This window comes from Actinoplanes sp. NPDC026619, assembly GCF_040638295.1.
Lineage (GTDB): Bacteria > Actinomycetota > Actinomycetes > Mycobacteriales > Micromonosporaceae > Actinoplanes.
The window spans coordinates 128,886-150,970 of sequence record NZ_JBEZYA010000012.1; the positions used below are offsets into that span (position 1 = coordinate 128,886).

At 71.2% G+C, this 22,085-nt stretch carries 23 protein-coding genes and 1 pseudogene; 11 read left to right on the forward strand and 13 right to left on the reverse strand.

What is annotated here, in order from left to right; all coding sequences use genetic code 11:
• Nucleotides 1-6 precede the first annotated feature (6 nt).
• Nucleotides 7-666 (forward strand): hypothetical protein, encoded by a 660-nt coding sequence (locus AB0E90_RS25580; protein ID WP_360410501.1) that lies wholly within the window; start codon nucleotides 7-9, stop codon nucleotides 664-666.
• A 26-nt stretch (nucleotides 667-692) separates the two neighbouring features.
• Here AB0E90_RS25580 and AB0E90_RS25585 read toward each other — a convergent pair whose 3' ends face one another.
• Together AB0E90_RS25585 and AB0E90_RS25590 are read right to left on the reverse strand one after the other, a co-directional pair.
• Nucleotides 693-1,130 (reverse strand): nitroreductase/quinone reductase family protein, encoded by a 438-nt coding sequence (locus tag AB0E90_RS25585; protein WP_360410504.1) that lies wholly within the window; start codon nucleotides 1,128-1,130, stop codon nucleotides 693-695.
• 89 nt (nucleotides 1,131-1,219) lie between these two features.
• Nucleotides 1,220-1,676: pseudogene (locus tag AB0E90_RS25590) on the reverse strand (YdeI/OmpD-associated family protein).
• 122 nt (nucleotides 1,677-1,798) lie between these two features.
• Here AB0E90_RS25590 and AB0E90_RS25595 point away from each other — a divergent pair.
• Together AB0E90_RS25595 and AB0E90_RS25600 are read left to right on the forward strand one after the other, a co-directional pair.
• Nucleotides 1,799-2,362, forward strand: a complete 564-nt coding sequence (locus AB0E90_RS25595) for a DUF4190 domain-containing protein (RefSeq protein ID WP_360410507.1) — start codon at nucleotides 1,799-1,801, stop codon at nucleotides 2,360-2,362.
• Nucleotides 2,363-2,736: 374 nt separating this feature from the next.
• Entirely contained in the window at nucleotides 2,737-3,903 is a 1,167-nt protein-coding gene (locus tag AB0E90_RS25600) for a proprotein convertase P-domain-containing protein (RefSeq protein ID WP_360410510.1), read from the forward strand.
• Here the strand turns inward: AB0E90_RS25600 and AB0E90_RS25605 are convergent.
• Nucleotides 3,900-4,307: a hypothetical protein gene (locus AB0E90_RS25605; RefSeq protein ID WP_360410513.1), complete on the reverse strand. Its 408-nt coding sequence runs from the start codon at nucleotides 4,305-4,307 to the stop codon at nucleotides 3,900-3,902. The genes AB0E90_RS25600 and AB0E90_RS25605 overlap by 4 nt on opposite strands.
• Before the next feature lie 111 nt (nucleotides 4,308-4,418).
• Here AB0E90_RS25605 and AB0E90_RS25610 point away from each other — a divergent pair, with 111 nt between their 5' ends.
• Genes AB0E90_RS25610 through AB0E90_RS25620 form a run of 3 tightly spaced genes read left to right on the forward strand, consistent with a single transcriptional unit; the run spans nucleotide 4,419 to nucleotide 7,282 of the window.
• Entirely contained in the window at nucleotides 4,419-5,198 is a 780-nt protein-coding gene (locus AB0E90_RS25610) for a hypothetical protein (RefSeq protein ID WP_360410516.1), read from the forward strand.
• 55 nt (nucleotides 5,199-5,253) lie between these two features.
• Nucleotides 5,254-5,988 (forward strand): dienelactone hydrolase family protein, encoded by a 735-nt coding sequence (locus AB0E90_RS25615; protein ID WP_360410519.1) that lies wholly within the window; start codon nucleotides 5,254-5,256, stop codon nucleotides 5,986-5,988.
• The gene (locus AB0E90_RS25620) at nucleotides 5,978-7,282 is read left to right on the forward strand and encodes an EAL domain-containing protein (RefSeq protein ID WP_360410522.1); all 1,305 of its coding nucleotides are present in this window, start codon (nucleotides 5,978-5,980) and stop codon (nucleotides 7,280-7,282) included. The genes AB0E90_RS25615 and AB0E90_RS25620 overlap by 11 nt, the downstream gene beginning before the upstream one ends.
• A gap of 33 nt (nucleotides 7,283-7,315) precedes the next feature.
• Here AB0E90_RS25620 and AB0E90_RS25625 read toward each other — a convergent pair whose 3' ends face one another.
• From AB0E90_RS25625 to AB0E90_RS25660, 8 genes are all read right to left on the reverse strand, one after another.
• Nucleotides 7,316-7,741, reverse strand: a complete 426-nt coding sequence (locus AB0E90_RS25625; RefSeq protein ID WP_360410913.1) for a type II toxin-antitoxin system VapC family toxin — start codon at nucleotides 7,739-7,741, stop codon at nucleotides 7,316-7,318.
• On the reverse strand, nucleotides 7,741-7,989 hold the full coding sequence (locus AB0E90_RS25630; RefSeq protein ID WP_360410525.1) for an Arc family DNA-binding protein: 249 nt from the start codon (nucleotides 7,987-7,989) through the stop codon (nucleotides 7,741-7,743). The genes AB0E90_RS25625 and AB0E90_RS25630 overlap by 1 nt, the downstream gene beginning before the upstream one ends.
• Nucleotides 7,990-8,128: 139 nt before the next feature.
• A complete protein-coding gene (locus AB0E90_RS25635; RefSeq protein ID WP_360410528.1) occupies nucleotides 8,129-9,070 on the reverse strand; it encodes a nucleoside hydrolase in 942 nt (313 codons plus the stop codon).
• Nucleotides 9,071-9,089: 19 nt separating this feature from the next.
• Nucleotides 9,090-10,745 (reverse strand): thiol reductant ABC exporter subunit CydC, encoded by a 1,656-nt coding sequence (gene cydC, locus AB0E90_RS25640; RefSeq protein WP_360410531.1) that lies wholly within the window; start codon nucleotides 10,743-10,745, stop codon nucleotides 9,090-9,092.
• Nucleotides 10,742-12,349, reverse strand: a complete 1,608-nt coding sequence (gene cydD / locus AB0E90_RS25645) for a thiol reductant ABC exporter subunit CydD (RefSeq protein WP_360410534.1) — start codon at nucleotides 12,347-12,349, stop codon at nucleotides 10,742-10,744. Before cydD ends, cydC begins: the two co-directional genes overlap by 4 nt.
• Complete coding sequence (gene cydB / locus AB0E90_RS25650; RefSeq protein ID WP_360410537.1) at nucleotides 12,346-13,356, reverse strand: cytochrome d ubiquinol oxidase subunit II; 1,011 nt, start codon at nucleotides 13,354-13,356, stop codon at nucleotides 12,346-12,348. Before cydB ends, cydD begins: the two co-directional genes overlap by 4 nt.
• Before the next feature lie 17 nt (nucleotides 13,357-13,373).
• A complete protein-coding gene (locus AB0E90_RS25655; protein WP_360410540.1) occupies nucleotides 13,374-14,762 on the reverse strand; it encodes a cytochrome ubiquinol oxidase subunit I in 1,389 nt (462 codons plus the stop codon).
• Between the two features lie 72 nt (nucleotides 14,763-14,834).
• Nucleotides 14,835-15,479, reverse strand: a complete 645-nt coding sequence (locus AB0E90_RS25660) for a response regulator transcription factor (protein ID WP_360410543.1) — start codon at nucleotides 15,477-15,479, stop codon at nucleotides 14,835-14,837.
• Between the two features lie 79 nt (nucleotides 15,480-15,558).
• On the opposite strand from AB0E90_RS25660, the gene AB0E90_RS25665 reads away from it, so the two are divergent.
• From AB0E90_RS25665 to AB0E90_RS25680, 4 genes are all read left to right on the forward strand, one after another.
• Nucleotides 15,559-17,244, forward strand: coding sequence for a GAF domain-containing protein (locus tag AB0E90_RS25665; protein WP_360410546.1), 1,686 nt, complete (start codon nucleotides 15,559-15,561; stop codon nucleotides 17,242-17,244).
• A 96-nt stretch (nucleotides 17,245-17,340) separates the two neighbouring features.
• Nucleotides 17,341-18,318: a nitroreductase gene (locus tag AB0E90_RS25670; RefSeq protein ID WP_360410549.1), complete on the forward strand. Its 978-nt coding sequence runs from the start codon at nucleotides 17,341-17,343 to the stop codon at nucleotides 18,316-18,318.
• 2 nt (nucleotides 18,319-18,320) lie between these two features.
• Entirely contained in the window at nucleotides 18,321-19,292 is a 972-nt protein-coding gene (locus AB0E90_RS25675; protein WP_360410552.1) for a nitroreductase family protein, read from the forward strand.
• A gap of 66 nt (nucleotides 19,293-19,358) precedes the next feature.
• Complete coding sequence (locus tag AB0E90_RS25680) at nucleotides 19,359-19,919, forward strand: hypothetical protein (RefSeq protein WP_360410555.1); 561 nt, start codon at nucleotides 19,359-19,361, stop codon at nucleotides 19,917-19,919.
• A 42-nt stretch (nucleotides 19,920-19,961) separates the two neighbouring features.
• On the opposite strand, the gene AB0E90_RS25685 is transcribed toward AB0E90_RS25680, so the two are convergent.
• Nucleotides 19,962-20,330 carry a tautomerase family protein gene (locus tag AB0E90_RS25685; RefSeq protein WP_360410558.1) on the reverse strand — a complete coding sequence of 123 codons (369 nt, stop codon included), beginning with the start codon at nucleotides 20,328-20,330 and terminating at the stop codon, nucleotides 19,962-19,964.
• A gap of 69 nt (nucleotides 20,331-20,399) precedes the next feature.
• On the opposite strand from AB0E90_RS25685, the gene AB0E90_RS25690 reads away from it, so the two are divergent.
• Nucleotides 20,400-20,849 carry a MarR family winged helix-turn-helix transcriptional regulator gene (locus AB0E90_RS25690; protein ID WP_360410561.1) on the forward strand — a complete coding sequence of 150 codons (450 nt, stop codon included), beginning with the start codon at nucleotides 20,400-20,402 and terminating at the stop codon, nucleotides 20,847-20,849.
• A gap of 144 nt (nucleotides 20,850-20,993) precedes the next feature.
• On the opposite strand, the gene AB0E90_RS25695 is transcribed toward AB0E90_RS25690, so the two are convergent.
• Complete coding sequence (locus tag AB0E90_RS25695; RefSeq protein ID WP_360410564.1) at nucleotides 20,994-22,040, reverse strand: LacI family DNA-binding transcriptional regulator; 1,047 nt, start codon at nucleotides 22,038-22,040, stop codon at nucleotides 20,994-20,996.
• Between the last annotated feature and the right edge of the window lie 45 nt (nucleotides 22,041-22,085).

Here is a 22,085-nt window from a genome sequence, read left to right on the forward strand (position 1 = left end):
TGCCGCATGCAGCCTTCGTTTCCGCAGCCGCCGGCTCCACCGACCCCGCCGCGGGGAGGCAACGGGATCCTGCTCGTGCTGCTGGGGCTCGGCATCGTCGCGCTGCTCAGCCTGAGCATGGTCGTCGTGTTCCTGGTGCGCGGCCGCCCCTCTTCCGTAGCGTCCGTCGTTTCCCCGGCGCCGGTGACCTCGTCGGCGCCGGCATCGAAAGCCGCGTCGGCCCACGACCAGGCCGCGACGATCGACTCACTGCTCGACCGCAGCGCCGCCAGCCGGGCCAAACTCAACAACGCCATCGATCGCGTACGCCGTTGCACCGCCCTGCCCGGCGCGCTGAGTGAGATGCGCGCGGTCGGCGACGAGCGCACGAAGCAGATCGCCGACCTCGACGCGGCCGATGTGTCGGCTCTCAGCAACGGCGCGACCGTGAAGTCCACGTTGAGGGCCGCCCTGGGCTACGCGCTCGCGGCCGACGCGCATTTCGTCGCCTGGGCCGAACCGGCCGCCAACGGCGAGTGCGGCGACACCGCCGCGCGCGACGCCGCCTGGGAGCGCGGCCAGGCCTCGTCCAAACAGGCCCAGACGGCGAAGAAGCAGTTCGTCGCGGCCTGGAACCCGGTGGCCGTCCCACTCGGCTTCACCCAGCGCGCCACCGACCGCATCTAGGCCGTCTTTGAAACACGGCCTAGGCTTCAGCTCGCGACGATGCGGAAGACCGGGAAGCCGGGGGCCGCCGCGGCGATCTCCTCGTCCGGCGAGTCGGCCTTCAGGCCGTCGAAGAAGGCGCCCGTCTCCCACGCCCACTTGCGCAGGTAGAGGCGGATCAGCGGGGTCTTGTCGGCGTCGGCGATCTCGACCGGGGTGAAGCTCTGGGCGCCGCGGCCGAGTCGCAGCTCGCCCTCGCCGGCGGCGCGCAGGTTGCGCACCCACTGGGTGGTGCCGCGCGGCGCCAGCAGGTAACGCTCGCCCTGGTAGCTGAACAGGTTGACCACGGTGGTGCGGACCGCGCCGCTCTGGCGCCCCCGCACGGCGAGCACCCGGCTGCCCAGCACGCTGACGCCGCGGGCGGTCAGCCACTTGGCGACGGAGTTGAACATTTCGGCGGAACGGTTCGGGACCAGGTAGCGCATGTCTACTCCTCAATTTGAGAGCAGTGCTCTCGCTTGAGAACAGTAAACAGCGCCGGCCCGGCCACAGTCAAGAGCAGTGCTCTCGTTTTTCAGCGGTGCTCACCAGAGCGGAGCATCTCGACCGTCTTGGTGACCCGTTGCGCCCGGGTGGCCTCGCGCTTGGCCTCGGTGATCGCGGACGAACTCCTTGCGATGCGAGAACGTCAGGGCCTCATACGCCGTGGCCGCCTGCTCGTCGGCAGCCAGCGCCGTGGCCAGGTCGCCGGGGACCTCGACGGTGCGCGGCGCCTCGTCGGCCGCGACCGTGATCTCGTAGCTCGCGCCCAGCTCCACGCCGGCCTGATCGCGGGCCGCGCGGGCCAGCCCGATCAGATTTTCGCCACCCATCCGGGCCAGGCGCGCCGCCAGCGTCACGCCGTTGACCGTGAGCCGCACCGGGAACGCCTTGCGGCCGCCGCCCACGGTCGCCACCTGCTCATCGGAGAGCACGAATGCGCCGGCCGGGCCTTTCGGCTCGAGCGGCAACGTCAGGTTGATGTCTGCCATGACGCCACGGTAGATCGCCGCCCGGTCAACCGATAACGATTGCGACACGGGGCAGCTTTTCCGCGGTCGAACCGATACCGTCTCGGCTCCGAACCTGTGAGAAACCTGATGGGAACCATAAAGTGTCGCTCGACTCGCAGCTGCCTCCTCCTCCCGGACAGCCGGCCTACCCGACCCAGCCGCCCGCGCCCCAGCAGGGCACCAGCGGCCTGGCGATCGCCGGTTTCATCTTCGCCTTCATCATCTCGCCGCTCGGCTTCGTCCTCAGCCTGATCGCCATCGCCAAGACCGGCGCCGGCAAGGCCAAGGGCCGCGGCCTGGCGATCGCCGGCACGATCATCTCGATCCTCGGCATGATCGGCTGGGCGCTGGTGATCACGCTGGTCTTCGCGGTCTCCAACTCGAAGGTTCTCGACGCCGGCTGCACCGACGGCAAGGACGCCATCATCAAGAGCTCCACCACGGTCAACGCCACCACCGTGCAGACGACCATCGACGAGCTCACCGCGGCCGCGAACAAGTCGAAGCACGACGACGTCAAGGCGGCCACCCTCGCGCTGGCCGACGACTACAAGGCGCTGCTGAAGGCGATCCAGACCGGCGACGCCCCCGCCGACCTGCAGACGAAGATCAACGCGGACGCCGCGAAGTTCGACTCGCTCTGCACGATCAACACCGGCAACTGATCTTTACACCAGTAGCTCGCATGTCGAACTGAACCATCAACATCGATACGCTTTCCCGGTGCTGACCGGCAGTTCGCTCCGATCGCGCTGGACGCCGGCTCTGGCCGTGGCGGGCAGCACCGTCCTCCTCACGGGGGCGGTGCTGCTCGTCCGGCACGAGAGCCGGCCGGCCGCGGATCCTCCGGCCCACCGCGAACCCTCTCCAAGATCGACTTTGCCATTCTCGCGGCCGGCGGAACACCCCGGGTGGCAGAGTTCGAGACGTACGGGGGCTGATCGGGGCATACGCGTTCGGCTATTACATAGCTGGAATGACATATTTCGATACCTGGCGGCCGAGAATCTGGGCCAACCACAGCCGCTAGGAGCAAGCCATGAGCCGCACTCTCCGCGTGTCCGCCCCGATGTTGCCGTCCACCCCGATGGATCGAGGCGCCCCGAACAAGGGCCACCGGCGGCGCGCCGTCGCTCTCGTTCTCACCCTCCTGGCCGGCCTCCTCGTCGCGATCACCACCGCCGGGCCGGCCGAGGCGGCCACCGTCTCGCTGCCGCTGCGCACCATGGTCGCCAACCTGCCGGTCGCCACCGAGGTGCGCACCGGGTACGACCGGGACCTGTTCAACCTGTGGATCGACGCCGACGGCGACGGCTGCAACACCCGTTACGAGGTGCTCATCGAGGAGGCCACCACCAAGCCGACGGTCGGCTCGGGGTGCAGGCTCACCGGCGGCAAATGGCTCTCCTACTACGACGGCGCCACCTGGACCGACCCCTCCGACCTGGACATCGACCACATGGTGCCGCTGGCCGAGGCCTGGGACTCGGGAGCGCGCAACTGGACGGCGGCGCAGCGTGAGTCGTACGCCAACGACCTCGGCGACTCCCGCCCGCTGGTCGCGGTCACCGACAACGTCAACCAGAGCAAGAGCGACGCCGACCCGGCCGAATGGATGCCGTCGCTGTCGAGCGTCTACTGCCGCTACATCACCGAGTGGACCGTGGTGAAGACCCGCTGGGGCCTCAGCGTCGACACCGCCGAGAAATCAGCCCTCACGTCGTACGCCGCCGCCTGCACCAACAGCACCGTGACCGTCACGGTGGTCCTCGGCAGCGGCTCGACCGCGACCGCCACGACGACGGCCACCGCCACCGCGACCGCCACGGCCACCGCGACCCCGACCAGCGGGGGCAGCTGCACCGGCACCAACGGCACCGATGTCACGATTCCGGACGCCGGATCCGCGGTGACCAGCACCATCACCATCGCCGGCTGCGCGCACACGGCCGCGTCCAGCACCTCGTCGGTCTACGTCAACATCACTCACCCCTTCCGGGGCGACATCTCGATCTGGCTGTACGCGCCGGACGGCTCCTACTACATCCTCAAATCCACGAGCACCACCGACAGCACGGCGAACGTCGACACGACCTACACCGCGAACCTGTCCAGCGAGACGTCCAACGGCGCCTGGAAGCTCAGCGTGAAGGACGGTTACGTCGGCGACGAGGGCTACCTCGGCACCTGGACGCTGACCGTCTAGGCCGCGTCGGCCAGCGACTCGTGGTGGTCGAACGACTCCCGCCAGATCGCCCAGCTGGTCCGCGGCGCATAGCGGCGCGCCTCGTGCATCGCCACGGTGGCGCGCCGCACCAGCTCCTCGACCGGCAGCGTGTCCGACACCGCAACTCCGATGCTGGCGGTCATCCCGATCAGCCGGCCGGCCACCACCAGCGGGCCGGCCTCGGCCGCGACGGCGCCGGCCAGGTCGTACACCTGGGAAGGCGCAAGCAGGCCCGGCAGGGTGAGGGTCACCCCGGAGCCGCCGAGGCGGACCGGCAGGTCCGGCAGGCCGGGCACCCGGGCGCGCAACAGTTCGGCGAAAGCGACCCGCACCAGATCGGCGTCGCCGTCGCCGGTCACGTCAATAGCGAGGACCGCGAGCATGCCCACCTGTTTCGGTCGGCGGCACACCCACATGAGAAGACCGGGCCTGGTGATCATTTCTGGCCGTCCGGCCCTTCCCGCTGTGAGTCCGCTGACCGTAACCTGCACGCCGTGAACGAGGCCGCACCGCGACCGTCCCAGGTGACCATCGCCTTCAAGCTCCAGCTCGGCATCGCGGGTGCGCTGCTCGTCTGCGCCGGGCTGGCCATCGCCAACGCGATCCACTACGACGGGCTGATCGACGAGGCGGTCCGGGCGGTCGCCACCGCCGATCCGGCCGAAGTCGCCGACGAGCGCTCCAGCAACCTGTTCGGCGCGCTGGTGATCGCCGTTCCGCTCCTGGTCCTCGCGGCCTGGCTCGGGATCACCGCCCTCGGCGTGCGCCGGGGCAGCAACGCGGCGCGGATCCTGTCGGCCGTCGGCCTGGGCGCGCCGGTGCTGCTCGCGGCGCTCTACTGCTGCGGCGGCGTGTTCATCGGTGGCGCCCTCGGCTTCCTGCTGGTCGCGAGCACGGACGAGGGCACCGGTTTCGACGGTGACGTGGACTTCAGCGATTCCGGCGACTACGACACCGGTTTCTACGACAAATTGAGCAGTCTGGACAACGGCTTCTCGCAGATCTCCGGGATCGTCGGCGGCAGTCTCGGAATGCTGGCGCTGCTGCTCGGCATCTCGACCGTCATCCTGCTGTTCACCGGGCCGGCGCGGCGCTACTTCCGGCCGGCGTCCGGCTTTCCGCCCGTCCATGGCTATATGCCGGTTTTCGGCTATCCGCCGCCGCCGCCCTACGGCTACCCGGCCCCTTATGGCTATCCGCCGCCGGCCTTTGGCTACCCACCGTATGCACCGCCCGTGATCCCGGCCCCGCCGGACAATCCGCCGGACGCCTGACGACACGCGGGGTGTGGGCCCGACCTGCGCCTTTTGCGTGGGTAGGGTGCTCGGTGTGAAGCTCAGCGAGGACCTCGTCAATGTGCCGGCGCCCGACTGCGAGATCCGGACGGCGGTGATCCGGCCGGCCGGTGGTGGCTCGTGGCCCGGTCTGCTGCTCTACACCGACATCTTCCAGCTGACCGAGTCGTCGCTGCGGTCGGCGCGGCGCCTCGCGTCCGAGGGCTTCATCGTCGTGGTGCCGGAGATCTACCCGCGCGGCCCGCTGGCCGGCGTGGCCCTCGAGTTCGACGACGCCGGCAAGCAGGCCGGTCTCGGCGGGGCCGCCTCGACGACGGTGGCGCAGTTCGACTCGGACCGGACCGCGGTCCTCGACTACATGCAGGGCCTGTCCGGTGTCACCGAGCTGTTCGCGACCGGCTTCTGCATCGGCGGTCACCTGGCGTTCCGGGCCGCGTTCGACGCACGGGTCACGGCCACCGTCTGCTTCTACGCGACCGGCCTGCAGAACGGCGTGCTCGGCGCCGACCCCGACGCCGGCTCGCTGGCCCGGGCCGCCGACATTCGCGGCCGGCTGATGATGGTGTTCGGCTCGTCGGACCCGCACGTGCCGGCCGACGCCCGCCTGCAGGTCGTCTCCGCTCTCTACGCGGCCGGCCTCGACGACCTCGAACTGCACATCTACCGCGGTGGCGAGCATGCCTTCATGCGCGACATCGGCGCGCGGCACGACCCGGCGCTCAGCGATCTCGCGTACGCCTCGGCCGCCTCTTTCCTGCGTGGCCGCTGAGCAAGCTCAACTCGACCCCGGTCCGGCCGATATCTCCGGCGTGCGTGACATCCACGAGGTGATCGACCAGCGGGCCGTGACCACCCTCTTCCAGCCCCTGGTCGACCTGTCCACCGGCGGGCTGATCGGTTACGAGGCGCTGAGCCGCGGACCGGCCGGCACGCCGTGGCACATGCCGGACGCGCTGTTCGCCGCGGCCCGCGCGGCCGGCCGGGAGACCGAGCTGGACTGGGTGTGCCGCGCCGTCGCGTTCCGCACGATCCTCGCGGCCGACCCCGACCCGTCGCTGACCTGGTTCGTCAACATGGAGCCGACGGCGTCGCGGGTGTCCTGCCCGCCCGACCTGGCCGGCCACGTCGCCGAGGCCCAGGCGATGCTGCGGGTGGTCACCGAGGTGACCGAGCGCAGCATCGCCCACGACCCGGCCGGCCTGCTGACCGCGACCACGAGCCTGCGCGCCGACGGCTGGGGTGTCGCCCTGGACGACGTGGGCGCCGACCCCGGTTCGCTGGCGCTGATGCCGTTCATCCACCCCGACGTGGTGAAGCTGGACATGCAGCTGCTGCGCGAGCCCGACGAGCCGCACACCGCCCGGGTCGTCGCGGCCGTCGACGCGTACGCGGAGGCCAGCGGCGCAGTTGTCCTCGCCGAGGGCATCGAGACCGCGCGGCACGCCGCCACCGCCCGGACCATGGGCGCCACCGTCGGCCAGGGCTGGCACTACGGCCGCCCCGCCCCGCTGCCCGCGGACGTCCGGGCCGGCGCCCACCTGCCGTTCATCGCGCCACCCGCGCTGAGCGTCGACACCCCGTTCACCATCGTCACCCGGCGGCGCCCGATAACCCGTACGACCAAAAGCCGTTTGATGCCGATGAGCCGCCACCTGGAGGCCTGGGCCGGAGACGGCGCCGAGCCGCCCGTTCTTCTCGCCTGCTTCCAGAAGGCGCAGCACTTCACGCCGGCCACCGCGGCCCGCTTCGCCAGGTTGGCCGCAAGCAGTCCCCTGGTGGCCGCGCTCGGCGCCGGCCTGGGCAACGAGCCGGCCCCCGGCGTGCACGGCACCGCCTTCGCCGCCTCCGACCCGCTGCACGGCGAGTGGAACGTGATCGTGGTCGGCCCGCACCGCGCCGCCGCGCTGGTCGCCCGCGATCTGGGCGACCCCGGCCCGGACCGGGACCGCCGCTTCGACTTCGCCGTGACCCACGACCGCGCCCTCGTCCTGGAGGCGGCCCGCGCCCTGCTACCCTGGCTGGCCCCGGCCCGCCCGGCGCCACTCCTGCTCACCCGGGCCTGACCGGCCGGCCACCTCGGAATCGAGCCGGCGACGTCAGCCGGTTGTCTGCTGCCACGGGTCGATGAGGGTGATTCCGGTGTCGATGAAGTCCTTGGTGTTACGCGTGGCGAGGGTTGCGGCCCGGGATCGGCAGATGGCGGCGATCTGGCCGTCGAATCCGCTGATCGGGTTGCCGTCTGCCTCGCGGGCGGCGACCACGTCCGCGTAGGCGGTGGCCGCGGCGAGGTCGAAGGGCAGCACCTGGCGGGGGAAGGCGGCGAAGATTTCGTTGGCGGCCTGGCTCAGGTCATGTTTGCGGCGGGCGTCCGGAAGCCGCGCGATGCCGTAGCGGATCTCGGCGACGGTGACCGACGTGGTGTAGAGGCCGGTGCTGGAAGTCTGTTGCAGCCAGGCGATCACCGCTGGAGCGGGAGCGGCACGCATGAGTTCGGAGACGACGTTGGTGTCGAGGACGATCATCACTCGCCGAAGTCCGCCGCGCGGGGTGGGGTGGTGCGGGCCGGAACGTCCAGGTCCGCGCCGCCGAGCTGGGTGAATCGCTCGGTCAGCGCGCTGAAGAGGTCGGGTCGCGGGCCTTCTTCCTCGGTGGCGGCCGCGGTGAGGATGAGGCGGATCTCGGCCTCCATGGAGCGGCCGTGCCGCGCTGCCCGCAGACGCAGCTTTTCTTTCACGGAGTCATCCAGATCTCGGATGCTGAGGGCTGCCATTGCCTCATCTCCTCGTCGCTCGCGGCGTGATAGCAATGCTAGCATGCGATGCACGAAGGCGTCGGATCGCCGGGATGGCTGCCGTCCGCGGGCCGGCTGGCTGACCCGGCGCAGATGTCGCCTCGACCCGTCACCTTCTTCAGGTCGCGTCGCCCACCTTCCGCACCGCGGTCATGAGAAGCCGCCAGAAGGCGTCCACGTCCAGGCCCACCGCGACGTCGGCGGTGGCTGGTCCGGCGGTGCGGTGATGGAGGTCCACGACGGTCGCGCCGCGAGTGTGTGTGCCGGTCAACTCCACCGCGACCGGGGCGGCGACGGTCTGGATGATCGACGGGTCGATCACGGCGGCCACCGCTATCGGGTCGTGCACCGGGGGATGTTCGAAGCCGAACTCCCGGCGGTACGTGCTCGCGAAGAACGTCATCAGCTCCGCGCAGATGGTGCCGAGCCGGGTGCCCATGCCCTGGAACTCGGCGATGATCTCGGTGGTGGCCAGCGCCTGGTGCGTCACGTTCAGGCCGATCATCGTGGTCGGCAGGCCGGAACGCAGCACGATGTCGGCGGCCTCCGGGTCGGTGACGATGTTGAACTCGCCGTACGGCGTCGAGTTGCCCCGGTCGGTCGAGCCACCCATGAAGACGACCCGGCTGATCCGCGGCATCACCTCGGGGTGGGCTCGCAGCAGCAGAGCCACGTTGGTCAGCGGTCCGGTGGCGATCACCGTGACCGGGTCGGGCTCGGCCACGATGAGTTGCCGCATCAGCTCGACGCCGTGCACGCCCACCGGCTCGGCGACCGGGACATCGAGGTCTGGTCCGTCCAGGCCGGACGCGCCATGGATGTCCTCGGCCACGGTGAGGTCGCTGACCAGCGGGCGCGCCGAGCCGGCCGCGACCGGGACGTCGGCCGCGCCGGCCAGCGCGAGGATCTTCAGCGCGTTCCGAGTGGTCTTGTCGAGCGTCTGGTTGCCGGCGACCGTGGTCACGCCGAGCAGACGCAGCCGCGAATCGCCGACGGCGAGCAGCAGCGCCAGCGCATCGTCGTGGCCCGGGTCGCAGTCGATGATGATCGGCTCGCTCATCTGCACGACGATAAAGGGTCTAGATCTGGACCGGGACCGGCTCCGGTGTGGCGGCTGGTTCGCCCAGGCTGATCACGCGGTCGACCTCGGCGGCGATGCCGGGGCGGTGGGTGATCAGCAGGACGGTGCGGTCGCCGGCCGCAGCCAGCAGGTCGCGGGTCAGGGCGGCCGCGGTCTCGTCGTCCAGGTGTTCGGTGGGCTCGTCGAGGATCAGCACCTCGAAGCCGGCCAGCAGCGCGCGAGCCAGCGCCAGGCGGCGGCGCTCGCCGCCGGAGAGCTCCATGCCGTGCTCCCCCACCGTCGTCTCCAGGCCGGCGGGCAGGCCGTCCACCCACTGGGCCAGCCGGCTCTGCGCCAGCGCCGCGCGCAGCTCGTCGTCGGTGGCGTCGGGTCGCGCGATGCGCAGGTTGGCGGCGATGGTGGTGTCGAACAGGTAGGCGTCCTCGGGCAGGTAACCGACGATCCGCCGGACCCGGTCGGACGGGATGTCCCGCAGGTCGACGCCGTCCATGGTGATCCGGCCCGCGGTCGGGTCGAGGAAGCGGACCAGCAGCGCGGCCACCGTGCTCTTGCCGGAGCCGCTCGGCCCGACCAGCGCCACCCGGTCACCGGGCGCAAGCGTCAGGTTGAAGTCGTGCAGCACCGGGCGGCCGGGCACCCAGGCCGCGCCGACGTCGGTGAGCCGCAGGGTGTGCGGCCCGGCCGGCAGCCCGGCCGGAGTGTCGGTCGGCTCGGCTACCGGGGACGCCGTGGCCATCACCTCGGCCAGGCGGCGCATCGAGGTGCGGCAGGCCGCGAAGCGCTGGGCGGCGGCGGGCAGCGTGCCCACCGTCTCGAAGACCGCGAGCGGGGTCAGGACGACGACCGCGAGCAGTTCGCCCTTCAGGTCGCCGGAACGGACCGCGACGGCGCCGGCCGCCAGGCCGACCAGCACGGACAGGCCGGTGGCCAGAGCCGTGACGGCCGCGGCCAGGCCGGCCATCACGCTCGACCGGCGCTCGGCCGTGCGCAGTTCGCCGCCGACAAACGCGAGCTTCTCGAGGCGGTCGGCGGCCGCGCCGTACGCGATCAGGTCGGGCAGGCCCTGCAACAGATCGGCGGCCTGGGTGGCCAGTTCGCCGCGCAGCGGCGCGAGACGGCCGTCGGCCTGCCGGGCGGCCCGGGCCTGCAGCAGCGGAACCCCGACGCCGACCAGCAGGATGCCGGCGGCCAGGGTGACGCCGGCGATCGGCGAGAGCGCGCCGATCAGCAGCACCGACCCGGCGCCCACCACGATGGCCACCGCGTAGGGCAGCAACACCCGGGTGAGCAGGTCGAGGACCGCGTCCACGTCGGCGGCGAGGCGCTGGGCCAGGTCGGCGCGGCGGAAGCCGGCCAGGCCGGCCGGCGCGACGCGGGCCAGGTGGGTGAACAGGCGCACGCGCACGCTGCCGAGCGCGCGCAGGGCGGCGTCGTGGCCGGTGAGGCGTTCGGCGTAGCGCAGCGCGCCGCGGCCCACGCCGAAGGCGCGCACCGCGACGATCGCCACCATCAGGTGCAGCACCGGCGGGTGCAGGGCAGCGCGGGAGATCAGCCAGGCGGAGGTGGCCATCAGGCCGACGGCGCAACCGGCGGCCGCGGCGCCGGACAGTACGGCGAGCCAGAAGCCGGGGCGCAGCAGACGGAGGTAGTTCATCGGGCACCGACCGGGGTGAGGTCGAGAACGCGACCGGCGAGCGCGATCAGTTCGGGACGATGGGCGGCCATCAGGACCGTACGGCCGTGGGCCAGCCGCCGGATCGCCGCCATGATCCCCTCGGCGGAGGCCGCGTCGAGGTTGGCGGTGGGCTCGTCGAGCAGCACGATCGGGGCGTCCCGCAGGAACGCGCGGGCCAGGGCGAGCCGTTGCCGCTGGCCGGCGGAGAGGCCGGTGCCACCGTCGCCCAGCACGGTCTCGTAGCCGGCCGGGAGGTCGACGATGAAGTGGTGGGCGCCGGCGAGCCGGGCGGCGGCCATGACGTCGGCGTCCGGCGGGGCGCCGAGGGCGATGTTCTCGCGGATGGTGCCGGCGAACAGGTGCGGCCGTTGCGGCACCCAGGCGATGCTGTCCCGCAGGTTCATGGTGGACAGATCGCGACCACCAACGGTGACGACGCCGTCGGACACGGGCGCGAAGCCCAGCAGAACGTTGAGCGCGGTCGACTTGCCGCAGCCGCTCGGCCCGGTCAGCGCCACGAACTCGCCGGGCTCGACGACCGCGGAGAGCCGGAGCGCGTCCCGCTCGCGGTAGCGGACAACCGCTTCCTCGAAAACGATCGGGCCGGCCGCGGAAGCGGCGCCCGGCGAAGCCACGACCGGGGACTCGAGGATCGCGAAGGCCTCCTCGGCGGCGGCCACGCCTTCCGCGGCCGCGTGATATTGCGCGCCGACCTGCCGCAGCGGCAGATAGGCCTCCGGCGCCAGGATCAGCACCAGCAGGGCGGTCGCCAGCGAAAGATCGCCGTTGACCAGGCGCAGCCCGATGCCGACCGCCACCAGCGCCACCGACAGCGTGGCGAGCAACTCGAGCACCAGCGACGACAGGAACGCGATCCGCAGCGTGCGCATCGTTACCCGGCGCTGCTCCGCGCTGACCCGGCGGATGTTGCCGGCCTGGGCGGCGGCGCGGCCGAAGATCTTGAGGGTGGGCAGCCCGGCCACGACGTCGAGGAAGTGGTGGCCGAGGCGGGCCAGCAGCCGGAACTGCCGCCGGTTGGCCGACTCGGTGTGCATGCCGACCAGCGCCATGAAGACCGGGATGAGCGGCAGGGTCAGCACGATCGTGACGGTGGCGACCAGGTCGGCGGGAAGAAGCCGGGCCAGGACCACGGCGGGAATCAACGCGGCCAGCACGAGCTGCGGCAGGTATCGGGCGAAGTACGCGTCGAGCGCGTCCAGCCCCCGGGTGACCAGCGCGATCATCTCGCCGGTCTTGACCCGGCCGGGGCCGAGCGCGGCCGCCTGGGCGAACAGCCGGCCGCGCAACTCGTCCTTGACCGCCGCGGAGGAGCGCGCCGCCGCGGCCTCCTGCAGCCAGCCGACGGCCGCCCGCCCGGCGGTTACCGCGGCCAGCGCGATCAGCGTCGGGGTGAGGCCGTGGAACGACAGCCCGTCCAAGAAGGCCGCGGCGATGCCGTGCGCCAGCAGCGTGGCCTGGGCCACGATCAGCACGGCCTGGGCCACGCCGAGTGCGACAGTGGCCGCGAGGTAGGCCCGGCTGGCGCGGGCATATCTCAGAAGCCGCGGGTCCAGGGGCTTCATGCCTGGCCTCGCGGGTGGGGAATGCTCTCCACGGTCAGGCGCTTGCGGAACACCCAGTACGTCCAGCCCTGATAGAGCAGCACGATCGGGGTGAAGAACACCGCCACCCACGTCATCACCTTGAGGGTGTAGTGAGTGGACGATGCGTTGTCCACGTTCAGGCTGTTCGCATCGGCGATCGACGACGGCATGACGTTCGGGAAGAGCGTCACGAACAGGCCGAACACGGCCAGCACCAGGGTGATGCCGGTGGCGATGAACGCCCAGCCCTCGCGGCCGAGCCGGTTGGCCGCGAGCGCGGCGATCAGCGCGACCGCGGCCAGCGCGAACAGCACCACGCCGACCCCGTCGAAGTGCGCGATCGCGGTCCACAGCAGGAACGCGGCGGCGATCACGACGACCGGGACGCCGATCTTCGAGGCCAGGCCGTTTGCCCGCCGGCGCATCTCGCCGTCGGTCTTGAGGGCCAGGAACACCGCGCCGTGCAGGGTGAACAGCGTCAGCGTGGTCAGACCACCGAGCAACGAGTACGGGTTGAGCAGGTTGACGAAGCTGCCCACGTATTCGTGGTGTTCGTCGATCCGTACGCCCCGGACGATGTTGCCGAAGGCGACGCCCCAGAGCAGCGCCGGAAGCACGCTGCCCACGAAGATCGCCCAGTCCCAGCGCGCCTTCCACGGCCCGCCGTCACGCTTGCCGCGGTATTCGAACGCGACTCCGCGGATGATCAGCGCAACCAGGATGAGCAGCAGCGGCAGATAGAAACCGGAGAACAAGGTCGCATACCACTCCGGGAAAGCGGCGAAAGTGGCGCCACCGGCGACGATCAGCCACACCTCGTTGCCGTCCCACACCGGGCCGATCGTATTGATCAGCAGGCGGCGCTCCCGGTCGTCGCGGCCGAGGATCGGCAGCAGGATGCCGACGCCGAAGTCGAATCCCTCGAGCAGGAAGTAGCCGGCCCAGAGGATGGCGATGAGTGCGAACCACACCGTGGTCAATTCCATGATCAGCAAACCTCCTTTCAGTACGCGAAGGCCAGCGGCCGGTCTTCGGACTCGGACTCGGGCGGTATCTCGGGCGCGCCCGCCCTGGCGTATTTCAGGAACAGCCCGACCTCGATCACGGCAAGCACGCCGTAGAGCAGGGTGAGCCCGATGAACGAGGTGGCGACCGTCCCGGCGCCCACCGACGGCGAGACACTGTCGGCGGTCTTGAGCACGCCGAACACCGACCACGGCTGACGGCCCATCTCGGTGAAGATCCAGCCGAACGAGTTGGCCACGAGCGGCGCCCCGATCGCGAGGATCCCGGCCATCCACAACCACCTCGGAGCGCTCGTGCGCCCGCGCCGGGTGAACCAGAGCGCGGCCAGTGCGACCAGCATGGCGAGGCCGCCGAAGCCGATCATCAGGCGGAACGACCAGTAGGTGACGGGCACGTAGGGCTTGTAGTTGCCGGCGCCGTACTTATCCTCGTACTCCTGCTGGATGTTGTTGATTCCCTCGACCTCGCCGCTGGGGCTGCCGGTCGCCATGAAGGACAGCAGCGACGGGATGCGGACGCTGGCCACCTCTTCGCTGCCGTCGAGCGAGCCGATCGTGAAGATCGAGAAGCTGGCCGGCTTGGCGGTGTTGTAGAGCGCCTCGGCGGCGGCCATCTTCATCGGCTGCTGCTCGGTCATGACGCGGGCCTGCAGGTCACCGGTGATCAGCACGCCGACGCCGGCGATCAGGACCACCCAGGCGCCGAGCTTGAGGCTCGGGCGGAAGATGTCTTCCTGGTTACGCCGTTTGAGGTGCCAGGCGCTGACCGCGACCAGCACGGCGCCGCCGGTCAGCAGGCAGGCGGTGATGGTGTGCGGGAAGGTCACCAGGGTGGTCGAGTTGGTCAGCACGGCGCCGATGCTCTTGAGCTCGGCGCGGCCGCGGGCCTCGTTGAGCACATAACCCACGGGATGCTGCATCCATGAGTTCGCCGCAAGAATGAAGTACGCCGAGAGCCAGGTGCCCAGCGCGGCGAGCCACATCGTGGCCAGGTGCAGTTTCTTGGGCAGCTTGTCCCAGCCGAAGATCCACAGGCCGAGGAAGGTGGACTCGAGGAAGAAGGCGAGCAGGCCCTCGATGGCCAGCGGCGCACCGAAGATGTCGCCGACGAAACGTGAATAGTCGCTCCAGTTCATGCCGAACTGGAACTCCTGCACGATTCCGGTGACCACGCCGATCGCGAAATTGATCAGGAACAGCTTGCCCCAGAACTTCGTGGCCCGCAGGTATTGCTCCTTGCCGGTCCGCACCCAGGCGGTCTGCAGCCCGGCGACCAGAACCGACATGCCGATCGTGATCGGCACGAACAGGAAGTGGTAGACGGTAATGACACCGAACTGCCATCGGGCGAGATCTAGCGCGTCCACGGACGATCCTTTCTAAGATTCGTCCGTATCCTTTCGATCAATCCGTCCCGTCGGGCAGGGCCGAAAGTCCCGTCACCCGGACTTGCGATCTCCGAGCAGACGAGTGGCAAGGACCGCCGCCTGTGTGCGCCGTTCCAGGCCGAGCTTGGCGAGCAGGCTGGAGACGTAGTTCTTCACCGTCTTCTCGGCCAGGAACATCCGCGACGCGATCTCGCGGTTGGTCAGGCCCTCGGCGATGAACTCCAGGATCCGTCGCTCCTGATCGGTCAGGCCGGCCAGCTCGCGCGGCGCCTCCACCCCGTTGCGGATGCGCTCCAGCACCCGCTGGGTGATCGCCGGGTCCAGCAGCGACTGTCCCTCGGCGACCCGGCGCACCGCGTCCACCAGGTCGGTGCCGCGGATCTGCTTCAGCACATAACCCGAGGCGCCGGCCATGATCGCGGCGAACAGGGCCTCGTCATCCTCGTACGACGTAAGAATCAAGCCCTTGATCGACGAGTCGATCGCCCGCACGTCGCGGCACACGTCGATGCCGTTGCCGTCAGGCAGCCGGGCGTCGAGGACGGCGACGTCGGGGCGCAGCGCGGGGATGCGGCGGGTGGCCTCCTGGGCCGAACCGGACTCACCGACCACCTCGATGTCGCCGTCGGCCTGAAGGAGGTCGACGAGGCCACGGCGGACCACCTCGTGGTCGTCGAGCAGAAAGACGCGGATCATGATTCTTTCCTACCGCTAGTTATCCACAGGGCCCAAGTGCCTAAGGTCCCCGGCCGCTCGAACTCGATAACCTAGCCGCATGTCGGAACCACCATCGCTAGGCCTCGGCCCGCTCTCCAGGGTTCGCCTCGACGAACTATTGCACGAAATGCTCGAGCGGGTCGGCGATGTCATGGCCAGCCGCGAGCGGCTTCGTGCCCTGCTCGACGCCGTCGTCGGCATCGGCAGCGACCTCGACCTGCGCAGCACCCTGCAGCGCATCGTCGAGGCCGCCTGCGCGCTGGCCGGAGCGCAGTACGGCGCGCTCGGCGTGATCGGCGCCGACCGCTCCGACCTGGTCGACTTCATCACCCACGGCATCGATCCGGCCGCCCACGCCAAGATCGGCGACCTGCCGCACGGCCGCGGTGTGCTCGGCCTGCTGATCACCCACCCGAAGCCGGTGCGGCTGCCCGACATCACCAAGCACCCGGATTCGTTCGGCTTCCCGCCCAACCACCCGCCGATGCACAGCTTCCTCGGTGTCCCGGTGCGCACCCGCGAGCACGTCTTCGGCAACCTCTACCTGGCGGAAAAGAGGGGCGCCCCCGAGTTCAGCCAGGACGACGAGGAGATCGTGGTGGCGCTCGCCGCCGCGGCCGGCGTCGCCATCGACAACGCCCGCCTCTACGCCCTGGCCCAGCGCCGTGAGCGGTGGCTCGCCGCGGCCGCCGAGATCACCGGCGTGCTGCTCGGCGAGGTCCGCACCCATGAGGCGCTGCGGCTGATCGCCCGGCGCGCCCGTGAGGTCTCCGGCGCCGACCTGGTGATGGTGCTGCTCTACGACGAGGAGAACAGCCGCTACACGATCGAGGTGGCCGAGGGCGCCGACGGGCTGGCCGGCCGGTCCATCCCGATCGACCCGGTGGTCGCCGCCGAGCTCGGCTCGGAGAAATACCGTTACGTGGAAAACCTGGTCGCCGCGGCCGAGTGGCCGGCCGCGGTGCCCGACGGCCCGGCGCTGGCCGCCCCGCTGACCGTCGCGCAGGCCATGCGCGGCGTGCTGATCGTCACCCAGCCGCTCGACCGGCCCGGCGATGACGAGGAGGCGGTGCTGCTCTCCACGTTCGCCGGCCAGGCCGCCCTCGCTCTCGAGCGCGCCCGGGCCCAGGAGGAGCGCGAGCAGTTCGTCGTGCTGGAGGACCGCGAGCGCATCGCCCGCGACCTGCACGACGTGGTCATCCAGCGGCTGTTCGCGACCGGCATGCAGCTGCAAGGCGCGGTGCCCCATGCGGCGCGTCCGGAAGCGGTCCGGCGGATCAACGCGGCCGTCGACGACCTCGACGCGACGATCCGCGACATCCGCCGTTCGATCTTCGAGCTGCGCACCCCGACCGGCCCGTCGCTGCGCACCGAGCTGCGCGAGGCCGTCGACGCCGCCGCCGAGACGCTCGGCTTCCGCCCGGTGCTCGACACGGTCGGCCCGGTCGACAGCGCCATCCCCGACGACATCGTTCCCGAGCTGATGGCCGTGCTCCGCGAGGCGCTCTCCAACGTCGCCCGGCACGCGCAGGCCACCACGGTCCGGGTCACGGTGCACGCCACCGGCGACGAGGTGGTGCTGCGGATCGAGGACGACGGCGTCGGCGCCGACCCGGCCCAGGCCCGCGGCGGCATCGTGAATATGATCGACCGCGCCGGTGACCTCGGTGGCGAGTTCGAGATCGGCCCCGGCCCCGGCGGTCGCGGCACCGTGGCCACCTGGCGAGCGCCTATCACTTCCTAGATGGCCTTCAGTCTGATCATGGGTGGCGGGCGGGGCGGTCGGATGGGGGACTTTCGGCCCTGATCGGCAGGGCCTGCCGCGCGGCACGCTGGTCCCATGACAGCACTGGAAGCTGCCGCCCGCGCGGCTCAGCACGCACCCTCGGTGTTCAACACCCAGCCGTGGTCGTGGCGGATCACCGGCGACACCATGGAGCTGTGGTCGGACGCGAGCCGCCGCCTCGACACCGTCGACCGGGACGGGCGACTGCTGCTCCTCAGCTGCGGCGCCGCCCTGCACCACGCCCGGGTCACCCTGGCCGCGGCCGGGCATCCGGCCGTCGTCTGGCGTCTCCCCGACCCGGCGCGGCCGGCCCTGCTGGCCCGGCTCCGGCTCGCGGCGCCGGCCGAGCCCGACCCCGAGGCGGCCCGCCTCGCCGACGCGATCCACCGGCGCCGCACCGACCGGCGGGCGTTCGGCGACGTCCCGGTCGCCGATGCCGAGCTGACCGTGCTGCGCCGGCTCGTCGAGTCGGAGGGGGCCTACCTGCACGTCGTCCGCGCCGAGCAGATCCCCGAGCTGGCCGTGACCGCCGAGCTGGCGGCCCGGGCCGAGCAGTCCGACCCGGCCTACCGCGAGGAGCTCGACCAGTGGACCAGCCGGCCCGACTTCGCCGGTGACGGCGTGCCGGCATCGACCGCGGTCCGCGACGAGCTGCGCCGCGTGCCGGTCCGCGACTTCGCCCCCGGCGGCGACGCGGGCCTGGCCGCCGGCACCGCCCACGACCAGGGCGCGGCGTTCGTGGTGCTGTTCGGCACGGGCGACGAGCCGGCTGACCTGCTGCGCGGCGGCGAGGCGCTCTCCGCCCTGCTGCTGCGTGCCACCGCCGACGGCCTGGCCACCGCGCCGATCAGCGACGCCATCGAGGTCGAGTGGCCGCGCAACCTGCTGCGCGTCATGCTCGCCGGCCTCGGCGACCCCTACCTGGTGGTCCGCCTCGGGCATCTGCCCGCCGATGTTGCCAACCCCGCCGACGTTCCGCTGCCCCGCGCCCCGCGGCGCGATCCGCGCGACGTGATCACGATCGTGGAGTAACCATGGACTCCTACACCGAGGCCGACCTGCACCGTGCGGTCGAGGCCGCCGTCCGCGCGCCGTCCCTGCACAACAGCCAGCCGTGGTTGTTCCGCCTGGCCGGCGGCGCGATCGAGATCCTGGCCGACCCGGCCCGCCGGCTGCCGGCGATCGACCGCACCGGCTGGGCGGCCCGCCTCGCGGTCGGCGCCGCCACCTACAACGCCCGGCTCGCGCTCGCCGCGTCCGGGCGACCGGCCGAGGTGCGGCTGCACCCCGAACCGCGCGAGCCCGGCCTGATCGCCCGGCTCACGCCGGCGAGGGAACGCCCCCCGACGTATGCGGAGACCGAGCTCTTCGACGCCGTCCCGCGCCGGCACAGCAACCGCCAGCCGTTCTGGCCCGACCCGGTGCCGACCGAGGTGCGGGTGCGGCTGATCGACGCCGCCCGCTCCGAGAGCAGCTGGCTGGCCCTGCTGGTCGGCACGGTCGCGGTGGCCGGCTTCTCGGAGATCGCGCACAGCGCCGACCGGGTGCTGCAGCGCGACACCGCCTACCTGGCCGAGATGGAGACGTGGCGGCACGCCATCCCCGACTACGCCCGCGCGCCCCTGGCCGAGCCGCAGGACATCCTGCCCCAGCGCTTCTTCAACGAGCGCCGCCGCGCGCCCGGCCACGACTACGAACCGGAACCGCTGGTCGGCATCCTCGGCGTGCCCGGCGACACCGCCGCCGACCAGAGCAACGCCGGCCAGGCCATGCAGAAGGTGCTGCTCACCGCGACCGCGGCCGGCCTGGACACGTCGCTGATCAGCCAGCCCATCGAGGTGCCGGCGGCCCGCGACCAGTTGCGCCGCTCGCTGGGCCGGCCGGGGCACCCGCAGATCGTGATCCGCTTCGGTTACGGCATGCCCAGCCGCCCCACCCCGCGCCGCGAGGTGTCCGAGGTCCTGACCGGCTCAGGGACTTTGGTCCCGGGCATTCCAGGGACTTAGGCCCAGGTGGGAAAGCCCGGCCGAGAGGAGAGTCAGAGCCAGAGAGATTGAATCCAGGAGGACGAAATGACCACCATCGGCCGGAGCAACGTGGCCCACCTCGAGAAGGTTGAAGCGCCCGGGCACATGCTCACCAAGACCGCCGCGAAGGTGCTCGCCGTCCTGCGGGTCGCCACCGGCTTCATCTTCCTCTGGGCCTTCCTCGACAAGACCTTCGGCTTCGGCTACGCCACCCCGTCGGCCAAAGCCTGGATCCACGGCGGCTCCCCGACCAAGGGCTTCCTGTCCACCGTCGAAGCCGGACCGCTCAAGAGCTTCTTCCACAGCATCGCCGGCACCCCCTTCGCCAACTGGGCCTTCATGATCGGCATGCTCGGCCTCGGCCTCGCCCTGATCCTCGGCATCGGCCTGCGCGTCTCCGCCGTCGCCGCACCACTGATGATGGCCTTCATGTGGTTCGCCGAATGGCCGATCGCTTCCGGTTCGTCGAACCCGGTTGTTGACTACCACGTCATCTACGGCCTGGCCGCGATCGTCTTCGCCCTCACCTACGCCGGCCAGACCTGGGGCCTCGGCAAGATCTGGGCCAAGCTCCCGATCGTGCAGAAGAACCGCTGGCTCATCTGAACCACCCACCACCAATGCCCTGCCGGAAGCCCGGCAGGGCATTCAGCCCACTCCGGTGTGCCCGGCGGGCGTCCCTGCGAACTCGACGACCGTCCCGGCTCGCGCCTGCTCGCCGATCACCGCCGCCAGCGCGTCGGTGATGCCGGCGGTGAGCCGGCCGAGCACCTCGGCCGCATCGGGGCGGTCGAGGACGGTCGCCCGGATGCCGAACGCGACCCGCGGCGCCGGCGCGCCGGCCACCTTGCCGCCGCTCCCCCACCGCCCGGCGGCCACCCCGAGCAGCAGGACCTCCACGCTCTCCCGGGCCCACTCGCCGTAGACCGCGACGACCGCCTCGGTCAGCCCGGCGATCAGGTCGCCCTCGCGCCCGGCGAGGTCGCTCTCCAGCGCATGCACGGTCAGATGAGGCATGCCCGCTCCCCTAGGATGTCTTTGACGACAAAGAACATTTGACATCAAAGCTATTAGGAGGCGTACGGGGTGTCAACGCCCGATCCGCCGGACGACGCCGTCCGCGAACTGATCATGCTGTTCCCTCGCCTGGTCAGCCGGGCGAAGCGCATCGTCCCGCCGGCTCAGCTGCAAGCCTTCAACCTGGCCCCGCGTCACCGGTCCCTGATGTCGTTGCTGCTGCTGGACGGCCCGCAGACGGTGTCCCAGCTGGCCGACCGCCTCGAGGTGGCCCCGACGACGGTGAGCCTGCTGGTCAGCGACCTGAGCCGGAAGGGCGTCCTGATCCGCCACGAGGACGACGCGGACCGCCGCCGCCGGATTGTCGACATCGCCCCCGACGCCCGGGACGCCATCTCCGAGTGGCTGTCCCCCTTCGCGGCCGCCTGGCGGCGAACCCTGGCGCCGCTCACTCCCGCCGAACGCCGCCTGATCGTCGACACGCTGCTGGCCTACGAGGCCGCGGTAGCCGATGGCTGACGCCCGGAGTCATCGAAGATCGGAAGCGCTGATCCCTTCGCACGGGACGGTCTGCTTCCTGCCGAGAAGGTGGGTTGGGCCGGCGCTGCGGTTGGGGGCCCGGGCCGCGTACTCCTCAATGGTTGTGAGCGCTCACGGAATCTCTCAGGCCGAGTCGCGGCGGACGAGTGACGTCGGGAGCACTCGTGAGGACGGGTGACGGCCGGCGATCAGCTGTAGCAGGACCTCGATCAACTCGGCCGCCACCTGCGGTAACGGCTGGCGGATGGTGGTCAGCGGGGGCATCGTGGCGGAGGCGATCGCGGAGTCGTCGAAGCCGCCGAGCAGGACGTCGCCGGGGACGCTGCGGCCGGCCGCGTGCAATGCCTGCAGGGCGCCCACGGCGAGCAGGTCGGAGGCGACGAAGACCGCGTCGAGTTCGGCGAAACCGTGCAGGAGCTGCGACATCGCGGCCCGGCCGGCCTCGATGGTGTATGCCTCGGCGCGGGCGATCGCGCGTGCCGGGACGCGGCGGCCGAGCACGTCGCGGAAGCCGGCCAGTCGCTCGGCGCCGCCGGCCGTGTCGGCCGGGCCGGCCACCGTCGCCAGGCATCGAGCGCCGCGGTCGAGCAGGTATTGGGTCATCAGGCGGGCGCCGCCGCGGTCGTCGGCCGCGACGTACGGCATCGGCGGGCCGTCCACCGGAGCGCGACCGCAAACGACCACCGGCACACCGGTCGCGTGCAGCTGAGCCGCGAGTGGGTCGCCGTCGTGCCGGGAGACCAGCAGCACGCCGTCGACGTGGCCGCCGCGGGCGAAGTGCAGGACGCGTTCGCGCTCCTCGGGCGTGCCGGCGAGCATGAGCATCAGACCCCGGCCCTGATCGCCGAGAAGCGCCGTGCAGGAGCGCAGCAGGGTGCTCAGCACCGGGTCCTCGAAGAGCCGGTCGGGCGGCTCGGACAGCACGAACGCGACCGCTCCCGATCGGCGGGTGACCAGGCTGCGAGCGTTCTGGTTGACCACGTAACCGGTCTGCCGCATCGCCTCCTGCACCGCGGCCAGCGAGGCCGAGCTCACGTGGGTCGCGCCGTTGAGCACACGCGACACCGTGCCGCGGGAGACGCCCGCGATCTCGGCGACGTCCTCCATGGTGGGTCCGCGGCGCTGGGCCCGGCGGGCGGCGCCGCGCGACTTGGGGTGAACGTCGGGCATGCGCGCACGATATCCCCGCCCTTGACATTCCATCTAGGCCAGAGC